Annotated in this window: 17 protein-coding genes; 13 read left to right on the top strand and 4 right to left on the bottom strand. The window is 71.9% G+C overall.

The features are described 5' to 3' along the window. The first annotated feature begins 97 nt into the window (after positions 1-97). Both QEZ54_RS26020 and QEZ54_RS26025 read left to right on the top strand, forming a co-directional pair. Positions 98-1,150, top strand: a complete 1,053-nt coding sequence (locus tag QEZ54_RS26020) for a hypothetical protein (protein ID WP_281307335.1) — start codon at positions 98-100, stop codon at positions 1,148-1,150. Positions 1,151-1,177: 27 nt separating this feature from the next. Further along, entirely contained in the window at positions 1,178-1,381 is a 204-nt protein-coding gene (locus QEZ54_RS26025; RefSeq protein ID WP_281307336.1) for a hypothetical protein, read from the top strand. Between the two features lies 1 nt (position 1,382). On the opposite strand, the gene QEZ54_RS26030 is transcribed toward QEZ54_RS26025, so the two are convergent. After that, positions 1,383-1,874 (bottom strand): MaoC family dehydratase, encoded by a 492-nt coding sequence (locus tag QEZ54_RS26030; protein WP_281307337.1) that lies wholly within the window; start codon positions 1,872-1,874, stop codon positions 1,383-1,385. A 94-nt stretch (positions 1,875-1,968) separates the two neighbouring features. After that, entirely contained in the window at positions 1,969-3,339 is a 1,371-nt protein-coding gene (locus tag QEZ54_RS26035) for a cellulose binding domain-containing protein (RefSeq protein WP_281307338.1), read from the bottom strand. 328 nt (positions 3,340-3,667) lie between these two features. Here QEZ54_RS26035 and QEZ54_RS26040 point away from each other — a divergent pair, with 328 nt between their 5' ends. Then, on the top strand, positions 3,668-4,330 hold the full coding sequence (locus QEZ54_RS26040) for a helix-hairpin-helix domain-containing protein (RefSeq protein WP_281307339.1): 663 nt from the start codon (positions 3,668-3,670) through the stop codon (positions 4,328-4,330). After that, positions 4,330-5,349, top strand: coding sequence for an OmpA family protein (locus QEZ54_RS26045; protein WP_281307340.1), 1,020 nt, complete (start codon positions 4,330-4,332; stop codon positions 5,347-5,349). The genes QEZ54_RS26040 and QEZ54_RS26045 overlap by 1 nt, the downstream gene beginning before the upstream one ends. Positions 5,350-5,404: 55 nt before the next feature. Here the strand turns inward: QEZ54_RS26045 and QEZ54_RS26050 are convergent, their stop codons facing one another. After that, positions 5,405-7,042 (bottom strand): PQQ-dependent sugar dehydrogenase, encoded by a 1,638-nt coding sequence (locus QEZ54_RS26050; protein ID WP_281307341.1) that lies wholly within the window; start codon positions 7,040-7,042, stop codon positions 5,405-5,407. A 291-nt stretch (positions 7,043-7,333) separates the two neighbouring features. Here QEZ54_RS26050 and QEZ54_RS26055 point away from each other — a divergent pair, with 291 nt between their 5' ends. From QEZ54_RS26055 to QEZ54_RS26095, 9 genes are all read left to right on the top strand, one after another. Continuing rightward, on the top strand, positions 7,334-9,871 hold the full coding sequence (locus QEZ54_RS26055) for a nitrate- and nitrite sensing domain-containing protein (RefSeq protein WP_281307342.1): 2,538 nt from the start codon (positions 7,334-7,336) through the stop codon (positions 9,869-9,871). Next, entirely contained in the window at positions 9,868-10,290 is a 423-nt protein-coding gene (locus tag QEZ54_RS26060; RefSeq protein WP_281307343.1) for a roadblock/LC7 domain-containing protein, read from the top strand. The genes QEZ54_RS26055 and QEZ54_RS26060 overlap by 4 nt, the downstream gene beginning before the upstream one ends. A 1-nt stretch (position 10,291) precedes the next feature. Further along, a complete protein-coding gene (locus tag QEZ54_RS26065; protein ID WP_281307344.1) occupies positions 10,292-11,272 on the top strand; it encodes a TAXI family TRAP transporter solute-binding subunit in 981 nt (326 codons plus the stop codon). 120 nt (positions 11,273-11,392) lie between these two features. Beyond that, a complete protein-coding gene (locus QEZ54_RS26070; protein WP_348650571.1) occupies positions 11,393-12,817 on the top strand; it encodes a trypsin-like serine protease in 1,425 nt (474 codons plus the stop codon). Positions 12,818-12,892: 75 nt separating this feature from the next. After that, the gene (locus QEZ54_RS26075; protein ID WP_281307345.1) at positions 12,893-14,842 is read left to right on the top strand and encodes a M14 family metallopeptidase; all 1,950 of its coding nucleotides are present in this window, start codon (positions 12,893-12,895) and stop codon (positions 14,840-14,842) included. 219 nt (positions 14,843-15,061) lie between these two features. Next, positions 15,062-16,048, top strand: a complete 987-nt coding sequence (locus QEZ54_RS26080; protein WP_281307346.1) for a trypsin-like serine protease — start codon at positions 15,062-15,064, stop codon at positions 16,046-16,048. Positions 16,049-16,154: 106 nt separating this feature from the next. Further along, positions 16,155-16,529, top strand: coding sequence for a carboxypeptidase-like regulatory domain-containing protein (locus QEZ54_RS26085; protein WP_281307347.1), 375 nt, complete (start codon positions 16,155-16,157; stop codon positions 16,527-16,529). 35 nt (positions 16,530-16,564) lie between these two features. After that, positions 16,565-17,479, top strand: coding sequence for a GNAT family N-acetyltransferase (locus tag QEZ54_RS26090; RefSeq protein WP_281307348.1), 915 nt, complete (start codon positions 16,565-16,567; stop codon positions 17,477-17,479). Continuing rightward, positions 17,479-18,390 (top strand): GNAT family N-acetyltransferase, encoded by a 912-nt coding sequence (locus QEZ54_RS26095; protein ID WP_281307349.1) that lies wholly within the window; start codon positions 17,479-17,481, stop codon positions 18,388-18,390. Before QEZ54_RS26090 ends, QEZ54_RS26095 begins: the two co-directional genes overlap by 1 nt. On the opposite strand, the gene QEZ54_RS26100 is transcribed toward QEZ54_RS26095, so the two are convergent. Beyond that, a complete protein-coding gene (locus QEZ54_RS26100; RefSeq protein WP_281307350.1) occupies positions 18,329-18,694 on the bottom strand; it encodes a hypothetical protein in 366 nt (121 codons plus the stop codon). The genes QEZ54_RS26095 and QEZ54_RS26100 overlap by 62 nt on opposite strands. Positions 18,695-18,822 lie beyond the last annotated feature (128 nt).

Raw genomic sequence — 18,822 nt, forward strand, 5'->3', positions numbered from 1 at the left:
CAGTGGCCCCACCACCTGGCCCGCTCCCCCGGCCGCCGCCCCCGGCGGCCCGGACGGCACCGGCGGAGTCCGCGCGGCACCGACGGAAGGAACCCCCGTGACCCCCATCGCGCCCCGGCGGCCGAGACGGCGTGGCACTACGGCCGCGCTGCTGCTGGCCGTCGTGACCCTGCTGCTGACCGGGCTGGCCCCGGCCGCGCCCGCGCTGGCCGAGCCGCCGAACGAGGGCAGCAACGCCAAGCTGGCCAAGCTGCGCGCGAACCTCGACAGCCTGGCCAAGGGCTACCTGGAGGCGCAGGCGACGCTGGAGGCCTCGCAGGCCCGGCAGAAGGCGCTCAACGCCGAACTGGCCGCCGCCGAGGCCGACCTGGTCGGGCTCAAGAAGCTCGTCGGGGCGTACGCGGCGGAGGCGTACAAGACCAGCCGGCTCGGCGTCATCAGCCTCATGATCAGCGGCGGCGAGCCCGGTTCGCTGCTCCAGCGGGCCAGCGCGATGGACCGGCTCACCGAGCGCGACCAGAGCCGCCTGGCCACGCTGACCCAGCGCCAGCGCGAGATCAACGACGCCAGGGCCACGCTCGCAGCCGAGATCAAGACCGAGCAGGCCGCGCTCGCCGACATGGACAAGCGCAAGAAGGCGGTGGAGAAGGAGCTGCGGGCGGCCGTGGGCGGCGGCGGCACCACCGGGTACATCAACCCGAACTCGCCGCTGGCCAAGCCCGCCCCGCGCAACTCCGACGGGTCGTGGCCCAAGGAGACGTGCAGCATCAACGACCCGACCACGAGCGGCTGCATCACCCCGCGCACGCTGTGGGCGATGAACCAGGCCAAGGCCGCCGGGTTCAACCACTACGTCTCCTGCCACCGCAGCGGCGGCGACGGCGAGCACCCGAAGGGGCGCGCCTGCGACTTCGCCGCCGGGGTCAGCGGGTTCGAGAACCGGTCCGCCAGCGGCGCCAACCGCACCTACGGCAACGAGCTGGCCTCGTTCTACATCAAGAACGCCGGCCGCCTCGGCATCATGTACGTGATCTGGTACTGCAAGATCTGGGTCAACGGCGCCTGGAAGTCGTACAGCTCCGCGGGCTCCAACTGCGGCGACTCCCCCGCGGGCGACCACACCAACCACGTACACGTCTCGGTGTTGTAGGAGTGCGCGGCGGGGCATAGTGACTCTATGACCGATGTCGGGAACCCGCCGCAGTACTTCTGGTGCGTAGCGCACCACCGCGTCGAGACGGGCAAGGACCGCTGCCCCGCCAAGAACCTGCTCGGCCCGTACGGTACGGCCGCCGAGGCCGAGCAGGCGCTCCAGCGCGTGCAGGAGCGCAACGAGCAGTGGGATGAGGACGACGCCCGCTGGAGCGGGCAGCAGCCCTGAGCTAGGCCGCCGGCTGGGGCACCGGATCCGCGGCGGTCTGGCGCAGCAGGATGGTCAGGTCGGCGGTGGCCGCCTTCTTCTGCCGGCCCGCGTGCTCCAGCTCCCACACCAGCTTCACCACGACCTCGTGGTAGCCCCGCGGGCGGGTGCGGGCCGACAGCAGGTCGGCCCCCATCCGCACCTTCGCGCCGACCGGGACCGGCGCGCGCAGGCGCAGGTTGTCCATGCCCTGGTTGACGGTCATGTCGACGCCGTCCACGCGCCAGATCTCGGCGAGCAGGGTCGGCGTCAGCGACATGGTGAGGAAGCCGTGCGCGATGGTCTGCCCGTACGGCCCGGCGGCGGCGCGCTCCGGGTCGGTGTGGATCCACTGGTGGTCCCAGGTGGCCTCGGCGAACAGGTCCACCTGCCGCTGCGTGATCTCGTGCCACTCGCTGTGGCCCAGGAACCGCCCCACGACCGAGTCCAGGTCGCGCACATGCGTGATCGTCATCGACACACGCGCATCCTAGACCGGTGCGGTTCCGGGGAAAGTGCTGGAATCTTGGCCTCGATTCGCGCACTTTCCCCGGAACCGCACGAACACGCTACGGGGAGGTGCAGGTGAGGGGGACGGTGAAGGGGGTGCCGCTCGCCGTGAAGCCGAACGTGGTGGAGCCGCGCGCGTTCAGGCTGCCGTTGTAGGTCGCGTTCTTGACGGTCGCGGTCGAGCCGCTGACCGTCAGCACGCCGTTCCACAGCTGCGTGATCGACGCCCCGGCCGGGAGCGTGAACCTGACCGTCCAGGCGCTGATCGGCGCCGCCCCGGCGGTGACGGTGATCTGGCCCTGCCAGCCGCCCTGCCACTGGCTGGACACCGACCCGGTCGCGGTGCATGCGCCGGCCTGGCCCGACGGGCTGGGCGACGGGCTCGGCGACGCGCTGGGCGACGCGCTCGGGCTCGGGCTCGGCGAAGCACTGGCGCTGGCAGTGGCCGACGGGCTGCCGGAGGGGCCGCCGCTGGTGGTGTAGGCGACCTCGGTGTACGCCCCCGGGCAGGAGGAACCGCAGGAGGCGGGCAGCGAGAACGTGTACACCCGGCCGTTGTTGATCAGGACGTCGTTGGCGTCGCGGACCCGGATCTGGAACTGGGTGCCGCCCGAGGTGACCGGCGCGGTGATGTAGCTCTGGCCCATGTCGCTGTTCATGCTCGCGGCCTGCCAGGCCCCGTTGGCGAAGTACTCCACCCCGTGGATGCCGTTGGCCAGGTGGTTGACCGCGATCGCGCCCCACCACGACTGGGCGCCGCGCATGAACCCGATCTCGATGTCCCCGCTGTAGTTCGGCGCGGGGATGAACTGCCAGGTCATGTGGCGGTTGTTGAAGTGGTTCGGGTACAGGTCGGCCAGCGGGGCGCCGTTCTTGACGAACCGGTTGAGCGACGCCTTGGCCAGGTCGATGTGGTACGGATCGTCCCGGCACCACGCGTTGGCGTCGCCGCAGCTGTCGGCGACCAGCATGTTCAGCACGCCGCCGTTGTAGCCGTCGGCGACGTACGACCCGTTGCGGCAGAACGCCTGGCCGGGCGCCCCGTCGTTGATACCGGTGCAGTAGTCGCCGACGGTGACCTGCACCCAGCGGCCGCAGTTGCGCCCGTTGTCCCAGGCCCCGACCTTCGTCCCGGCCGGCACGGGCCGCGTCGAGTAGGCGTAGTCGCCGGGGGTGTTGAACACGTTGAGCGCGATGAAGTCCTGGCTGTCGAGGTCGGCCTGCGGCAACCCGCAGCCGCCGTAGGGTGCGCCGAGCGCGTCGAACCAGGTGGTGTTGCCGGTGACCGGCGTGGTCACGGTGAGGGCAGCCGCGGGCAGGCGCGGCAGCATCAGCACGGCCAGGGCCAGCGCCGACAGCGCGGCCAGCACCGCCGCGCGCAGGCGCAGCGCACGGGCGCGGCGGGTCGGGGACAGGGGTCCGGTAGTCATGAGCGGGAGTCCTTTCGCACGCCACCGGCGTACGGCGCGGTGACGCGGGTCGAAGCTTGGCTGACATGACGTCGTGGTCCGGCCGGGCCTGCCCCACCCTGGCGGCCGTTTCGACGTCGGCTCCCGTCGATATGGTCGCACACCGCGCCGGGCGGTCAAGGGCCTGTGTCCGAGCGGTGGAGTGTCAAGCAGCCGAACCGCTTCCACCCCTGCCGACGACGCCACAACCGGCCGGTGCGCTCTGTCGCAACCGTCGGGCGTATGCGAAGCTGCCCCGAGTTTCCCGCAGCGCTTCACCCCGAAAAGCGCGTTCACTTTGGAGGTCTTCGTGGCCTGGTTCATCGGCCAGTCGCTCCTCATAATCATCGCGGCCTTCATCCTGGGCCTGCTCGTCGGCTATCTGCTCTGGGCGCGGCGCAAGCCGGAGTCCATTGAGGAGGTCGTCGACGAGGAGATGGTCGACACGATCACCCTGTCCCGCATCCGCGAGGACGTGGTGGCGATGGAGTCGGCCAAGGCCGACGCCGCGCAGGCCGCCGCCGAGCAGCCGGTCGTCGCCGCCGCCGAGCCCGCCGCCGAGCCGGACGAGATCGAGGTGCAGCAGCGCCCGGTCACCAAGGTCGCCCCGATCGTGAAGGCCGCCGTGCCCAAGCAGGTCGAACCGGATGACGCCGCCGACGCCGACATCCCCGTGGCCGCGGCCGTCGCCGTCGCGGTCGACGACACCCCCGCCGACGACATCGAGCGCATCGAGGGCATCGGCCCGAAGATGAAGGCCGCCCTGAACACCGCCGGCATCCGCACTTACGCCCAGCTCGCCGCCGCCGACGAGACCACCCTGCGCACGGCGATCGAGAACGCGGGCATGAAGTTCGCGCCCAGCATCGTGACCTGGGCCGCGCAGGCCCAGCTGCTCGCCGACGGCGACGAGGCCGGGTTCGAGGACCTGGCCCGCCGCCTGGTCGCCGGGCGCGACACGGGACGGGCCTGATGACCAACCGCGACAACCGCAGGTTCAGCCGCCTGGTGGGGCTGACCGTCGCCGTGGTCGGGCTGACCGGCATCGTGGTGGCGCAGCACATCCCCAACCGGCACCAGATCGAGGACAACCTCACCGGCCGGTCCGAGCAGGCACTGGCCGCGGCCGGGCTGACCGGCATCCGGGTCAGCTTCATCGGCCGCGACGGCACGCTGCGCGTCGCCTCGGCCGCCGAGGCGGACCGGGCGCTGGCCATCGTCCGCGCGTTGGAGGGCGTCCGGGTCGCCGAGGCTGAGTTCCCCGAGACCCCGGCGGTCGAGCCGTCGCCGACGCCCGCGCCCGGCCTGCCGTCGGTGCTGGTCAAGGTGGTCGGCGGCAAGGTCACGCTGAGCGGCCGGGTGCCCGACGAGGCCACCCGCACCGCGCTGGCGCAGGCCGCGACCGCGATCTCGGCCGAGGTCGACAACCAGGTCACCGTCGACGCCACGGTCGGCGGCACCGGGCTCACCGGCCTGCCGCCGGTGCTGCAGGCCCTGGGCAAGAACGCCACCGACGCCTCGGTGGAGCTGCGCGAGGGCGCCCTGACGCTGACCGGCACCATCGAGACCCAGGCGGCCAAGGACGCGATCGCGACCGCGGCGGTGGCCTCGGGCGCCAGCGTGATCGACCAGCTCAAGGTCGAGGTGCAGCAGGCGCTGGTCAGCCTGCCGCCGGTGACCTTCCTGGACAACCGCGTCGTGCTCACCACGGCCGGGCAGGCGACGCTGGCCCGGGCCGCGCAGATCCTGAACGAGAACCCGACGGTCAAGGTGCGCATCGAGGGCCACACCGACACCATCGGCTCGGCCGAGACCAACCTGGCGCTGAGCCGGGCGCGAGCCAAGACGGTGGTCGACTTCCTGGTCGCGCACGGGGTCGCCGCCGGACGGCTGACCTCGGTCGGCTACGGCGAGACGCGGCTGAAGGTCCCGGACACCACCGAGGCCAACCGCTCGATCAACCGCCGGGTGGAGTTCATCGTCCTGCCATGACCCGCAGACGCAGAGCGCCCCGCGACACTCGTCGCGGGGCGCTCTGCGTCACCGGTCAGCCCGTGTAGCGGACCCGGTAGACCTTGGCGTTGGCGGAGGTCGGGTCGTCGTCCTCGGCGTCGGGCCACAGGGCGGTGAAGTAGAGGCCGTCCGGGCCCGCGGCCAGGCCGACCACGGTCGAGCGGCCCTTGCCGTTGTACTCGATCAGCGGCTTCGGGTCCGACACCGAGCCGTCCGGGGCGAACGTGAACTCCACGATCCGCTTGCCCAGCTCCTGCGGCCCGAGCGCGTAGGTGGGCCCGCTCTCGGCGACGAACATGTGGCCGTACTTGTCCTGCGGGAAGCCCGCGCCGTGGTTGACCTGCGGGTCGATGAAGGCGATGGCGGTCGGGGCGGTCGAGCGCTCCCAGACGTACAGGGCGGGCTCGCGCATGCTCTCGCGCTCGCCGTTCCACCGGTAGTCCGCACCCCGGTCCACCTTGGCGAGGCGGTCGATGGAGGTGCCGTTCTCGACCTCGTAGTAGCCGCCGCCGGGGCGCCAGGCGCCGCCGAACGGGTTGCGGAAGCCCAGGGCGTACACGTAGTCGCGGGCGGTGACGCCGTCCTTGGCGTCGTAGTACGGGTTGTCCTCGGGGGCGCTGCCGTCCAGGTTCAGCCGCAGGATCTTGCCCCGGAAGGAGGACAGGTCACGGGCGGTCTCCGGGGTCATGCCGTCGCCCATGTGGACGTAGAGCTTCCCGTCCGGCCCGATGGTCAGCTGCGAGATCTGGTGCGCGGCCTCCTGCGACTCCCCCGGCATGTCCAGCACCGTGGTCTGCTTCGCCGCGCGCAGGCCGCCGTCGGTGCTGTGCAGCCGGATCACGCGCGGGTAGTGCCTGCCGCCGGACTCGTGCAGGACCGCCGCGAACACGTCGCCGGTCCTCGGCTCGACCACCACGCCGGTCACGCCGGTCTCGCCCTTGCCGGGGAACTTGCCGCTGGGGTCGAAGTTCAGCAGGTCCTCGGCGTAGGTGCGGGTCTTGAAGTCGCCGGTGACGACCTTGATGGAGCCGTACAGCTCCGTCACGTACGCCAGCGGCGCGGCGCGGTCGTCGGAGTGCTCGGGCACCATCGCGATGTGCACCGGCAGCTCGAACCCGTCAGCCACCTCCTCGACCCGGTAGCCGGGCTGGCGCACCACCCAGCGGTCGCCGTTGGGCAGCGGCTTGCGCTGGGCGTCGGTGCGGAAGGCGCGCCGCGCGTACGGCCCCCACGTGGTCTGCCCGCCCGCCGCGTCGAACCGGTACCGCACCCGCAGCTCGTAGTCGCGGTCGGCGGCGAGGTCCGCGCGCCCGGCGAACTCGTTCTCGAACACGCCGTCGGCCAGGTGCGCGTGCACCGTCTGCGAGCCGCTCACGCATCCGCCGAACCAGACCCGGGTAGCGGGCCGCGCGGTCCAGATCTCCCAGTCGGTGCAGCCCAGCGTCGCCCCGTGGCTGTGCGCGGCGGCCTCGGCGGCCCCGGGCGCGGTCTCCATGTGCACGTCGGCGCCGCTGACCAGTTTGCCCTCGACGGCGGGCTCGGTGACGACGGGCGCGTCGGCCGCGCCGCCCGGGTCCGATGCCGACGCCGCCGGTCGCAGCACCGCCCAGGCGGCGCCGCCCAATGCGACGGCCAGCACCGCCGTCAGGACGAGGTTGGTGCGGGTCTTCATCTATCCCCCAAATCACCGATTATTAGGTAATCCGGGTCAGGCTACCCACAGCCGTCGGTTCCGGACGCCGCCACACGCCCGGTGACGACAGGAAGCCGTTAACGTGAGAGCGCTTCAGCGCAACACCGTTGAAACATCTACCATCGCCTCAGATCCGCCCACCGGTACCGACGAACGTGTCGTCCTAGATGACCACGAAGTAGCCGTCCGGTGGACGGTTCGGGGGTTGTGGCGCACGTTTGCGCACGCAACGCTCAACAAGGCGCGACACACCGTCCGGAGGTGCATGGGATGACAGGCACGAGCGGCTCCACGCCGCCGTGGGCACCTCATTACGCACGGGACACCGAACCGGCCCTGCCGGCGCGCCGCCGGGTCAAGCCGCTGCGCTCGATCCGGTACCGGCTGCTCCTGCCGATCGCCGTGGCCACGGCGGCGCTCGCGGTGCTCGGCGGCGTCCAGACCCGGGCGGCGATGCGCAGCATCGACGACGCCCGGCAGTCGGTGGTGCTGACCGACGCGCTCACCGCCACCGTCCGGCTCAACCACCAGCTCGAACTTGAGATCGCCGAGACCGAGGCGCTGCTGCAGCGCGGCGGCAAGGCGGGTGCGCAGCTGCTCGCGACCCAGCGCAAGCGCACCGACGAGGCCGTGGTGCGCTACACCCAGACCACGGCCAAGGTCATGCAGACCACGCCCGCCCTGCGCGAGCTGCTGGCCGAGGCCGGTGCCGACCTGTCCGCCCTGCCCCAGCTGCGCGACCGCGCCCAGCAGCCCCAGGCGCTGAACGCGGAGGGCGGCGAGGGCGAGGGCTCCCCCGAGGAGATCTACGACGACCTCACCCACGCGATGGTCGCCGTCGGCGAGGCGCTGGCCGCCGAGCCCAAGGACCCGGACCTGAACGCGCTGGCCCGCACCATCTCGGTGCTCAACGCGATCGAGCACCACCGGTCGGAGGCGCGCGGCCTGCTGCGCGAGGCGTTCGGCCGCAACCGGTTCGAGCCCGGCCAGCTGGCCGAGCTCGCCGAGCTGCACGGCGCCCAGATCGAACGCGAGGCCCAGCTCGAGCCGATCGCCGGGGCGAGCCTGCACGCCCGGTACCTCCGGGTGGTCAGCGGCGAGGACGTGACCAAGGCCGAGCAGCTGCTGGCGGCGGCGCTGCGCGGCGACACCGACCCGGCGGCGCTGCGCATCGACCCCGACGCCTGGCACATCGCCCAGACCAACGCGCTGCGGCGGCTGTACCTGTTCGAGCTGGAGGTCGTCACCAGCCTCGACGACCGGGCCGCCATGCTGCAGGCCAACGCGGTGCGCAAGGCCTGGCTGGCCGGCAGCGGCACGGTCGCCGCGATCCTGGTGTCGCTGGCGTTCGCGGTGTTCCTGGCCGTACGCACCAGCCGCGGCCTGCGCAAGCTGAGCCGGGCCGCGCTCACCGTCGCCACCGACGAGCTGCCCACCGCCATCGCCGAGGTCTCCGCCGCGCCGAGCGCCGAGACGGTCCGCCGCCTCACCAAGGCCGCGACGACCAGGGTCGACGCCCAGCTGTCCGGGCCCGCCGACGAGATCGGCGAGGTCGGCGCGGCGCTGGGCGCGCTGCACCAGCAGGCGCTGCGCCTGGCCGCCGACCAGGCGATGCTGCGCAACGACGTGTCGGCGATGTTCGTCAACCTGTCCCGGCGCGGGCAGACGCTGGTGCAGCGGCAGCTGCACCTGATCGACGAGTTCGAACGCGACGAGACCGACCCGCAGTCGCTGGCCCGGCTGTTCGCGCTGGACCACCTCGCCGCGCGCATGCGCCGCAACGAGGAGAACCTGCTGGTGCTGGCGGGCGGCGAGCCCAGCCGCCGGTTCGTACGCAGCGAGCTGCTCATCGACGTGGTGCACGCGGCGGCCGCCGAGATCGACCAGTACACCCGCATCGAGACCCAGGCCATCGCCGACCTGTCCGTGGTCGCCCACGCGGTCGGCGACGTGGTGCACCTGCTGGCCGAGGTGCTGGAGAACGCCACCGACTTCTCCCCGCCCAACAGCCGGGTGCTGGTCTCCAGCCGCCGCGGCGTGGACGGCCTGACCCTCAGCGTGTTCGACTCCGGCATCGGCATGCCGCCGCAGCAGCTCGACGAGATCAACGAGCGGCTGACCCGTCCGTCCACCCTGACCAGTGACCTGACCCGCACCATGGGTCTGCTGGTGGTGGCCCGGATCGCGGCCCGGCGCGGCATCACGGTGCAGCTGCGCAGCAGCCCCGGCGGCGGCACCGTGGCCCTGGTGCTGCTGCCCACCACCCTGCTGGCTCCGCCGCCGGTCGCGGCCGAGCGGCTGACCGTGGCCGCGCCCGGCCCGGCGCTGCCCGACGGCGAGACGCTGCGGACCAGGCGCGCGGGCACGGAACCGGCACGGGATCCCTCGCCGACCGTGCCATCGCCTACGCTCGACTCACCGACCGTCCCGTCCCCGATCATCACCGTCACGGCAGTCCCCCCGACTCCGTCCGTCCCCTCATCCGCCCTCCCCCCGTCCGCCGCCCACTTCCCGGCCCGTCCGGCCGGCGGCACCGACGCGGCGACCCAGGTGATCCCTGCGGTCGTCGCCGCTCCCCCCGCTCATCACGAACGCGAGCTCTTGCCGTCGGGGCTGCCGCGTCGCCGACCCGGCGACGTGCTGGCACCGGACGGCGGCACGGCAAGACGACCACGTGTCGACGCCCTGGACCCGGAAGTGGTCCGCACCCGGCTGTCGGGATTGGCCACCGGTATCGCGGCCGCTCACCGCGAGCTGGCCCTCGAGCAGCAGGCAAGCTCGCCGGCTAAGAAGGAAAGCACCCCATGACTCAGAACTCCGCCCAGCTCGCCGGTGCCGAAGAGGTCCACAGCCTGGACTGGCTGCTGACCTCGTTCGCCAAACGGATCGCCGACGTCACCTACGCCCTCGCCGTGTCCGTGGACGGCATGACCATCGCGTCGTCCGAGGGACTGCGCCAGGACCTGTCCGACAAGCTCTCCGCCATCACCAGCGGCCTGGCCAGCCTCACCGTCGGCGCCGCGACCTGCCTCAACACCGGGCAGGTGCGCCAGACGGTGGTGGACATGGACGAGGGCGTGCTGCTCATCATGGCCGTACGCGACCGGGCCTTCCTGGCCGTGGTGACCGCGCCGGGCTGCGACCTGGGCCAGATCGGGTACGAGACGGCCCTGCTCGCCCACCGCGTGGCGTACGCGCTGGAGCCCGGTGCCCGGGCAGACGCCTGACATGACGAGGATCCGGCGCCGACTGGCTGTGCTGGTGTCGGCCGTGCTGCTGGCCGCCGTCACGACGGCGTGCTCGTCCGAGACGGACGGCGGCCTGCCGCCCTGGCACAACGGCATCCTCACCATCGGCACCGGCCCCACCAACGGCGTGTTCAACCAGATCGGCGGGGGCTACGCCGACGTCGTCAACCGGCACCTGCCCGGGTACGAGGCGCTGGCCCCGCCGACCAACGGCGCGGGCGAGAACCTGCAGCGCCTCGCCCGCGGCGACGTGGACGTCGCGTTCACCTTCGCCGACGTGGCCGCCGACGCGGCCGCGGGCAAGGGCGCCTTCACGGGCAAGCCGGTCCGGCTGCGCGCCCTGGCCCGGGTGTGGAACAGCTACACCCACCTGGTGGTGCGCGCCGACGCCCACATCTCGTCGGTGAAGGGCCTGCGCGACCTGCGGGTGGCGACCGGCCCGAAAGGCTCCGGCACCGAGCTGGTGGCGCTGCGGGTGCTCACCGCGGCCGGCCTCAACCCGGACCGGGACCTGGACCGCACCTCGGCGTCGCTGTCGCAGATGACGACGATGATGGGCCAGGGCAGGCTGGACGCGATGTTCTACACCGCGGGCCTGCCCACGGTCGGCCTCACCGCGCTGTTCGACCAGTCGCCGGGCAGGTTCACGCTGGTGCCGCTGGCCGAGGTGCTGCCCGCGCTGTACAAGGCGCACCCGGACGTCTACGCGGCGGGCATGATCCCGAAGACGGCGTACGGGCTGGACCGCAGCGTGGAGACGGTGGCCGTGCCGAACCTGATCGTGGTGGGCGAGGACATGCCGATCGAGCTGGCGAACAAGCTCACCGAGCTGCTGTTCACCTACCGGCCGGAGCTCGCCGCGGTGCACCCCGAGGGCGGCAACATCGACAAGACGATCGCCCCGCAGACCGACCCCGTGCCGCTGCACACCGGCGCGCAGCTGTTCTACGCCGCAGGCTGACCAAGGATTTTACTAACTTCAATATTGCCATGTATCACTGGAATCGTTACCTTCCAGGGGAACTCACCGCTGCCCGGGGCCAGAAGCCGCCGGGCGGCCGGTCGGACCTTGGGAGGATCCGTGCGGCAATCACTACGAACGGCCCTGCGGGGCGGCGCGATCGCGCTGACCGCGGCCGTCATCGGCGGCCTGGCCGCGGCGGCGCCCGCGCAGGCGGTGCCCGTCGGCCCGGGGGGCCCGCAGCCGATCGTCGGCGGCGTGCTCGCCACGCAGGGCGAGTTCCCGTGGATGGTGCGCCTGTCCATGGGCTGCGGCGGTGCCATGTACACCCAGAGCCTGGTGCTCACCGCGGCCCACTGCGTCGGGGCCACCGGTAACAACAGCTCGATCACCGCCACCTGGGGCGTGGTCGACCTGCAGAGCACCAGCCGGGTCACCCGGACGTCGAACTACGTCTACCGCGCGCCCGGCTACAACGGCACCGGCAAGGACTGGGCGCTGATCCGCCTGTCCAGCCCGATCACGCAGGCCCCGCTGCTGAAGATCGCCACCGACACCTCCCTGCACAGCGGCACGTTCACCGTGGCCGGCTGGGGCGCGGCCAGCGAGGGCGGCGCGCAGCAGCGCTACCTGCGCAAGGCCGACGTCTCCTTCATCACCGACACCCAGTGCCAGAGCGCGGGCGGCGACTACTCGGGGCTGATCGCCAACGAGGAGATCTGCGCCGGCAACTGGAGCTCCGGCGGCGTCGACACCTGCCAGGGCGACTCCGGCGGCCCGATGTTCAAGCGCAACGCCGCCAACGAGTGGGTCCAGGTCGGCATCACGAGCTGGGGCACCGGCTGCGCCCGCGCCCAGAACCCGGGCGTGTACACCGAGGTCCGCTACTTCGCCAACGACATCTACAACGCGGCCGTGTCCTTGGGCGGGGCGCCCGGCGGCGTCGCGGTGGCCAACCCGGGCAACCAGACCACCACCGTGGGCACTGCGGTCACGCTGAACAACACCGCCTCCGGGGGCACCGCGCCGTACAGCTGGTCGGCGACCGGGCTGCCGGCGGGCCTGTCGATCAGCGCGAGCACCGGCCAGATCACCGGCACGCCGACCACCCCGGGCACCTCCACCGTGGTGGTGACCGCCACGGACAGCGCGAGCAAGAGCGGCACCGCCTCGTTCGGCTGGACCGTGAACGCGGTCGGCACCTGCGGCGCCGCCACCAACGGCACCGACGTGGCCATCCCGGACCTGAGCACGGTCTACAGCGACATCACCCTGTCCGGCTGCACCGGCAACGCGTCGGCGACCTCGACGGTCGAGGTGCACATCGTGCACCCGTACAAGGGTGACCTGGTGGTGGCGCTGGTGGCGCCGGACGGCAGCGCGTACACGCTGGCCAACCGCGTCGGCGGCAGCGCCGACAACATCGACCAGACCTTCACCGTGAACCTGTCCAGCGAGGTTCGCAACGGCACCTGGCGCCTGCGTGTCCAGGACGCCGCGTCGGCCGACACCGGCTATATCAACAGCTGGACGCTCACCCTCTGACCTCACTCCTGGCAGGCCCGGTCGCTCCCCCGTCGGCCGGGCCTGCCCCATACCCCCGGAAAGGACTGGTTCCCCATGCGACGCAGACTCCTGCTGACCGCGCTGACCCTCGGCGCGGCCCTGGCCGTCACCGCACCGGCCGCCGCCGCGCCGGTCGGCCCCAGCAGCGCCCCGGACAGCTCCGCGCAGTACCTCGTCGTCGGCCCCCGGACGGTGGCCGACCGCAACGCCGTGGCCCGCACCGGGGCCGCGATCGACCTGGTCGAGCACGGCCGGGTCTACATCACCGCCACCGGCGCCGAGGTGGCCCGCATCCGGGCGCTCGGCTTCACCCTCGAACAGCAGCCCGGCCCGGCCCAGGCGGCCAGCCCCGGCGCGATCGCCTACGGCTTCCCGTCGGCGGACTCGGGCTACCACGACTTCGCCGAGACGACCGCCGAGCTGAACAAGATCGTGGCCGACCACCCGACGCTGGCGACGAAGACCCAGATCGGCACCTCGTACGAGGGCAGGGCCATCACCGCCCTGAAGATCTCCGACAACGTCGGCACCGACGAGAACGAGCCCGAGGTCCTGATCAACGCACACCTGCACGCGCGCGAGCACCTGACCGTAGAGATGGCGCTCTACCTGGCCAACCTGCTCACCGACCAGTACGCCACGGACAGCCGGGTCCGCGCCGCGGTCGACTCCCGCGAGATCTGGATCATCCCGGACCTCAACCCGGACGGCGGCGAGTACGACATCGCCACCGGCTCCTACCGCTCCTGGCGCAAGAACCGGCAGCCCAACAGCGGTTCGAGCAGCGTGGGCACGGACATCAACCGCAACTTCGGCTACAAGTGGGGCTGCTGCGGCGGCTCCAGCGGCAGCACCTCCAGCGAGACCTACCGGGGTCCGTCGGCGTTCTCCACCCCGGAGGCGCAGGTGCTGCGCGACTTCGTGCTGTCGCGCCGGATCGGCGGGGTGCAGCAGGTCAAGGCCAACATCGACTTCCACACGTACGGCGAGCTGATCCTGTGGCCGTTCGGGTACACCACCGCCGACACGGTCAACCCGGGCATGACCCTGGACGAGCGCAACACGTTCGCCACCATCGGCCAGCAGATGGCGGCCACCAACGGCTACACCCCGGAGCAGGGCAGCGACCTGTACGTCACCGACGGCGACATCACCGACTGGCTCTGGGGCGACCAGCGGGTGTGGACGTACACGTTCGAGATGTACCCGGTCTCGTCCAGCCCCGGCTTCTACCCGGCCGACGAGGTGATCGCGGCGCAGACCTCGCGCAACCGCGACGCGGTGCTGCTGCTGTCGGAGTACGCCGACTGCCCGTACCGGGCCATCAACAAGCAGGCGCAGTACTGCACGGCCGCCAACGACTTCTCGGTGAGCCTCAGCCCGGCCTCGGGCGCGGTCAACCCGGGCAGCGCGGTGACCGCCACGGTCGCCACGGCGGTCACCAACGGTGCGGCGCAGACCGTCAACCTCACCGCGAGCGGCCTGCCCAGCGGCGCGACCGCGTCGTTCAGCCCGGCCTCGGTCACCTCCGGGCAGTCGGCGACGCTGACCGTCAGCACCTCGGCGTCGACCCCGGCGGGGACGTACCCGGTCACCGTGACCGGGACCGGCACCGGGGCGACCCGGACCGCGACCTACACGCTGACCGTCAACGGGGCGCCCGGCTGCACCGGCACCAACCCGACCGACGTCGCCATCCCGGACCTGAGCACGGTCTACAGCGACATCACCATCACCGGCTGCGCGCGCAACGCCTCGGCGACGGCCACCGCCGAGGTGCACATCGTGCACCCGTACAAGGGTGACCTGGTGGTGGCGCTGGTGGCGCCGGACGGCAGCGTCTACACGCTGGCCAACCGGGCCGGCGGCAGCGCCGACAACATCGACCAGACCTTCACCGTGAACCTGTCGAGCGAGGCCGCCAACGGCATGTGGCGGCTGCGGGTGCAGGACGCGGCGTCGAGCGACACCGGCTACGTCAACAGCTGGACGCTGACGCTCTGAGGACACGGGTACGGCACCCGCCCGGCTGCCCAGCGGGCGGGTGCCGTACCCGGCTCCGTTACGCGTGACACCGGCATGCCGCAACCTTCAGCCCCCACTCCTTCATGTCGTCAACCGGTCACGCTACGTTTAGGTAGGTCATAGTCATTGATCTAAATATGTCCTTATGGTGGTGTGTCGAGCCGATCGGGCCCGACACTTCCACCGGAAGGAGCCGACGTGAGCCGACGTCGCATCCCCGCACCATCCACCTCCCCGACCCCGCTCTGGGGGCGCGGCCTGCTGGTCGCCGCCCTCCTGGCGGCCACCGCGCTCAGCGCCGCCGCCTCCCCCGCCGCCGCGGCGCCTGAGGCCGCCGCCCCGACCGGCGGCGTGACCATGGTCAACGGCGCCGGCAAGACCATCACCATCCCGTCCTCGGCGTTCGCCTCGGTGACCCGCGCCGGAGCCAGCGGCAACACCCAGGGCAAGGGGGTGACCGCCGGCAAGAGCCCGCTCTCCGGGTCGGCCATCGGCACCGGCGGCACCGTCAACCCCGACAGCGTCATCGGCACCGACGAGCGGATCGCCGAGGGCGCGCCGACCACCTACCCCTGGAACGCGATCGTCCACCTGTCGACGAACCAGGGCGGCTGCACCGGCTTCATGCTCAGCCGGGACGTCGTGGTCACCGCCGGGCACTGCGTCTACTACGGCGGCTGGGTGACCTCCTACCGGGCGACCCCCGGCAAGAACGGCGCGAGCGAGCCCTACGGCTCGTGCAGCGGCGGCATCAACGACGTCTGGACGACGTCCGACTGGATCAGCACCGGCTCGCCCGACCACGACTACGGCCTGATCAAGCTCACCTGCGACATCGGCAACACGGTGGGCTGGTTCGGCTGGTGGTACAACACCGGCGAGACGCTGACCGGGCAGTACTTCTACGTCGAAGGCTACCCGGGCGACAAGCCCTACGCGACGATGTGGTGGGACAGCGACCCGATCAGCAGCCAGTCGGCCACCCGGGTCTGGTACCAGATCGACACCTTCAACGGCCAGAGCGGCGCCCCGCTCTACCACTACAACTCCGTGACGCCCGGCCTGTGCAGCGGGTGGTGCATCGGCGGCATCCACACCAACGGGGCCGTCAACAACCAGAACAGCGGCACCCGGTTCAACCCGACCGTGATGTCGTTCATCAACTACTGGATCAACCAGCCGTGACGGAAGGGAGGGCGGAGACCGACGACACCGGCCTCCGCCCTCCCGATGAGCGTACGGAACCCGACCCCGCCTTGGGCAGTCTCATCACACAGGCAAAGGAGGAACTGTGAGACACGTTCGCCTGCTGGTCGCGCTGGCCGTCATCACCGCCGCGCTCACCGCCTGCGGCAGCTCCGGCTCGCCCGCGACGCCGGACAGGTCCGCCGGACCCGCCGTGTGGGGCACCGTCACGGGCATCGTCCAGGACGCGGCCGGCCGGCCCGTGCCGAGCGCGCTGGTCGTCCCCACGGGCGCCGACAGCTCCGCCCCCGCCGTCCCGGACAAGGCCGTCACCACCGGCCAGGACGGCCGGTACGAGTGGCAGCTGCTGCCCGGCACCTACGACCTGCTCGCCCGGGACGGCGCCCGCGCCTCCGCCCCCGTACGCGTGACGGTCGCGGCCGGGCAGCGCACGACCGCGGACCTCGCCCTGCGCGACTGAGGTAAATGGGTTGCGGCCGCTGCTAGACAGGGGGCGTGACCGAACAACTGCTGATCCGCAACACGACCCTGGCGGACGTACCCGAGCTGGCCCGCCTCCGGACCGCCAGCTATGCCTGGTTCACGGCCAGCGTGGCGGCGCAGGAGAACTGGTTCCGCACCGTGCCCGAGGCCAGCCGGGCGCTGCGGCTGCTGGCCGAGCACGGCGGCCGCGTCGTCGGCTTCGGCACGGCGAACCTGAACCTGCAGACCTCGGTGCCGAACACCGGCGCGCTGACGCTGGTGGTGGATCCGGACTTCCGGGGCCGGGGCACCGGTTCGGCACTGCACAGCCGCCTGGAGGCGCACCTGCGCGACATCGGCGCCACCCGGGTGCACGCGTGGGCCAACGACGACGAGGCGACGCTGGCCTTCGCCCGCAGCCGCGGCTTCAGCCTCGGGGCCAAGGACCGCTTCTCGCAGCTGGACACACGCACCCTGCCACCGCAGCCCGAGCTGCCGCCGGGCGTCACCCTGCTGAGCCTCGCCGAGGCCGGTCCGCGCGCGGTCTACGACCTGGACCAGGCCGCCTCGATCGACGAACCGGGCGACGTGTCGTACGACGGCACGCCCTACGACCTGTGGCTCCAGCGCTACTGGGAGAGCCCCGACCAGCAGCACCACGTCGGCACCGTGGCGGTCGTCGACGGGGTGCCCGCGTGCGCGACGTTCATGGAGGCCGACCAGGCCACCGGCCGGGGCACCTCGACCGGCACCTGCACGCTGCGCGAGTACCGCGGCCGGGGCCTGGCCAAGCTGGTCAAGTCGGCCGCGCTGCGCAAGGCCGCCGAGGTCGGCATCCACACCGCGATCACCTGCAACGACTACGAGAACAAGCCGATGCTCGCGGTCAACGACTGGCTCGGCTACCAGGTCTGCGCGGCCGAGTGGTCCGTGCTGAAGGAGCTGTGATGGGCGAGCCGATCATCCGCGAGGCGACCGAGGCGGACGTGCCGCAGCTGTCCCGGATCCGCTACGCCGCCCTGCCCTGGTATGTCGTCAGCCTGGCCAACCAGGTCAACCGGTGGCGCACGGCGACCCCGGCCTCGCGCATGCTGCGGCTGCTGACCGAGGTCGACGGCGTGCCCGTGGCACTGGGCGCGGCCTCGTTCAACGACTACACCACGCAGCCCGGCGCTGCCATGATCCATATCGTCGTGGACCCCGCTCACCGCGGGCGCGGCATCGGCTCGGCGCTGCACGACCGGCTGGAGGCGCACCTACGCGACATCGGCGCGCGGCAGGTGCGCGGCATCGCCGAGCAGGACCCGGCCGACCACGCCTTCGCGCTGGCGCGCGGCTACCGGCCCGGCGAGCGCAACCGCTTCTCCCGCGTCGACACCGGCTCGCTGCCGCCGCGGCCGCCGGTTCCGGCCGGGGTCGAGCTGCGCTCGGCCGCCGAGGTGGGGCCCGAGGCGGTGTTCGCGGTCGAGCACGCGGCCATGCTGGACCTGCCCGGCGACGTACCCTTCGACGGCCTGCGCTACGACGACTGGCTCGACCGGACCTGGCGCAGCCCCGACCAGCTGCCCGACGTCGGGGTGGTGGCCCTGGTCGACGGGGTGCCCGCCGCGCTGACGCTGGTCGAGGGCAACCGGGACCTGGGCCGGGCGATGACCCAGACCACGTCGACGCTGCGGGCGTACCGGGGGCGCGGGCTGGCCCGGCTGGTCAAGTGGGAGTCGCTGCGCCTGGCCGCGCAGGCAGGCATCCACACCGCCTTCACCTGCAACAACTACGAGAACGCGCCGATACTCGCGGTCAACGACTGGTTCGGCTACGAGATATTCGCGAGCCAGCAGTCGTACCTGAAGGAGCTGTGACCGGCGCGGGGGCGGCCCAGGCGCCGGTGTCCTGCTTGCGGCCCTGGCGCCAGGCGCCTACCGCGCCCCACCCCACGAGCAGCAGACCGCTGCCCATGATGACCAGGGTCTGCCGCTCGTGCTTGGCGGAGAACTCGTCGAAGGTGTAGGCGGTGCGGCTGGTGTCGGAGTACTCGACGCACGGTTCACCGGGCCTCAACTCCTCGCCGGCGCAGGTGACCTTGGTGTCGCGCAGCAGGAAGCCGCCGACAGCCAGCAGCAGCCCGATGAGCAGGAGGAGGTACGGCGCGGCTCTCTTCGACATGGGTACGCGATCCCCTGTGAATGTGCTGTCAAGATTGCGACACCCTACGACCGCGGGGATCCGCGCCGGATCGTCCGATCGGCCCTGCGACGGGGGAAGTTCGCGGGACACGAGGGTGATAAGTCCGT

Source organism: Catellatospora sp. KI3 (assembly GCF_029948125.1).
Taxonomy (GTDB): Bacteria; Actinomycetota; Actinomycetes; order Mycobacteriales; family Micromonosporaceae; genus Catellatospora.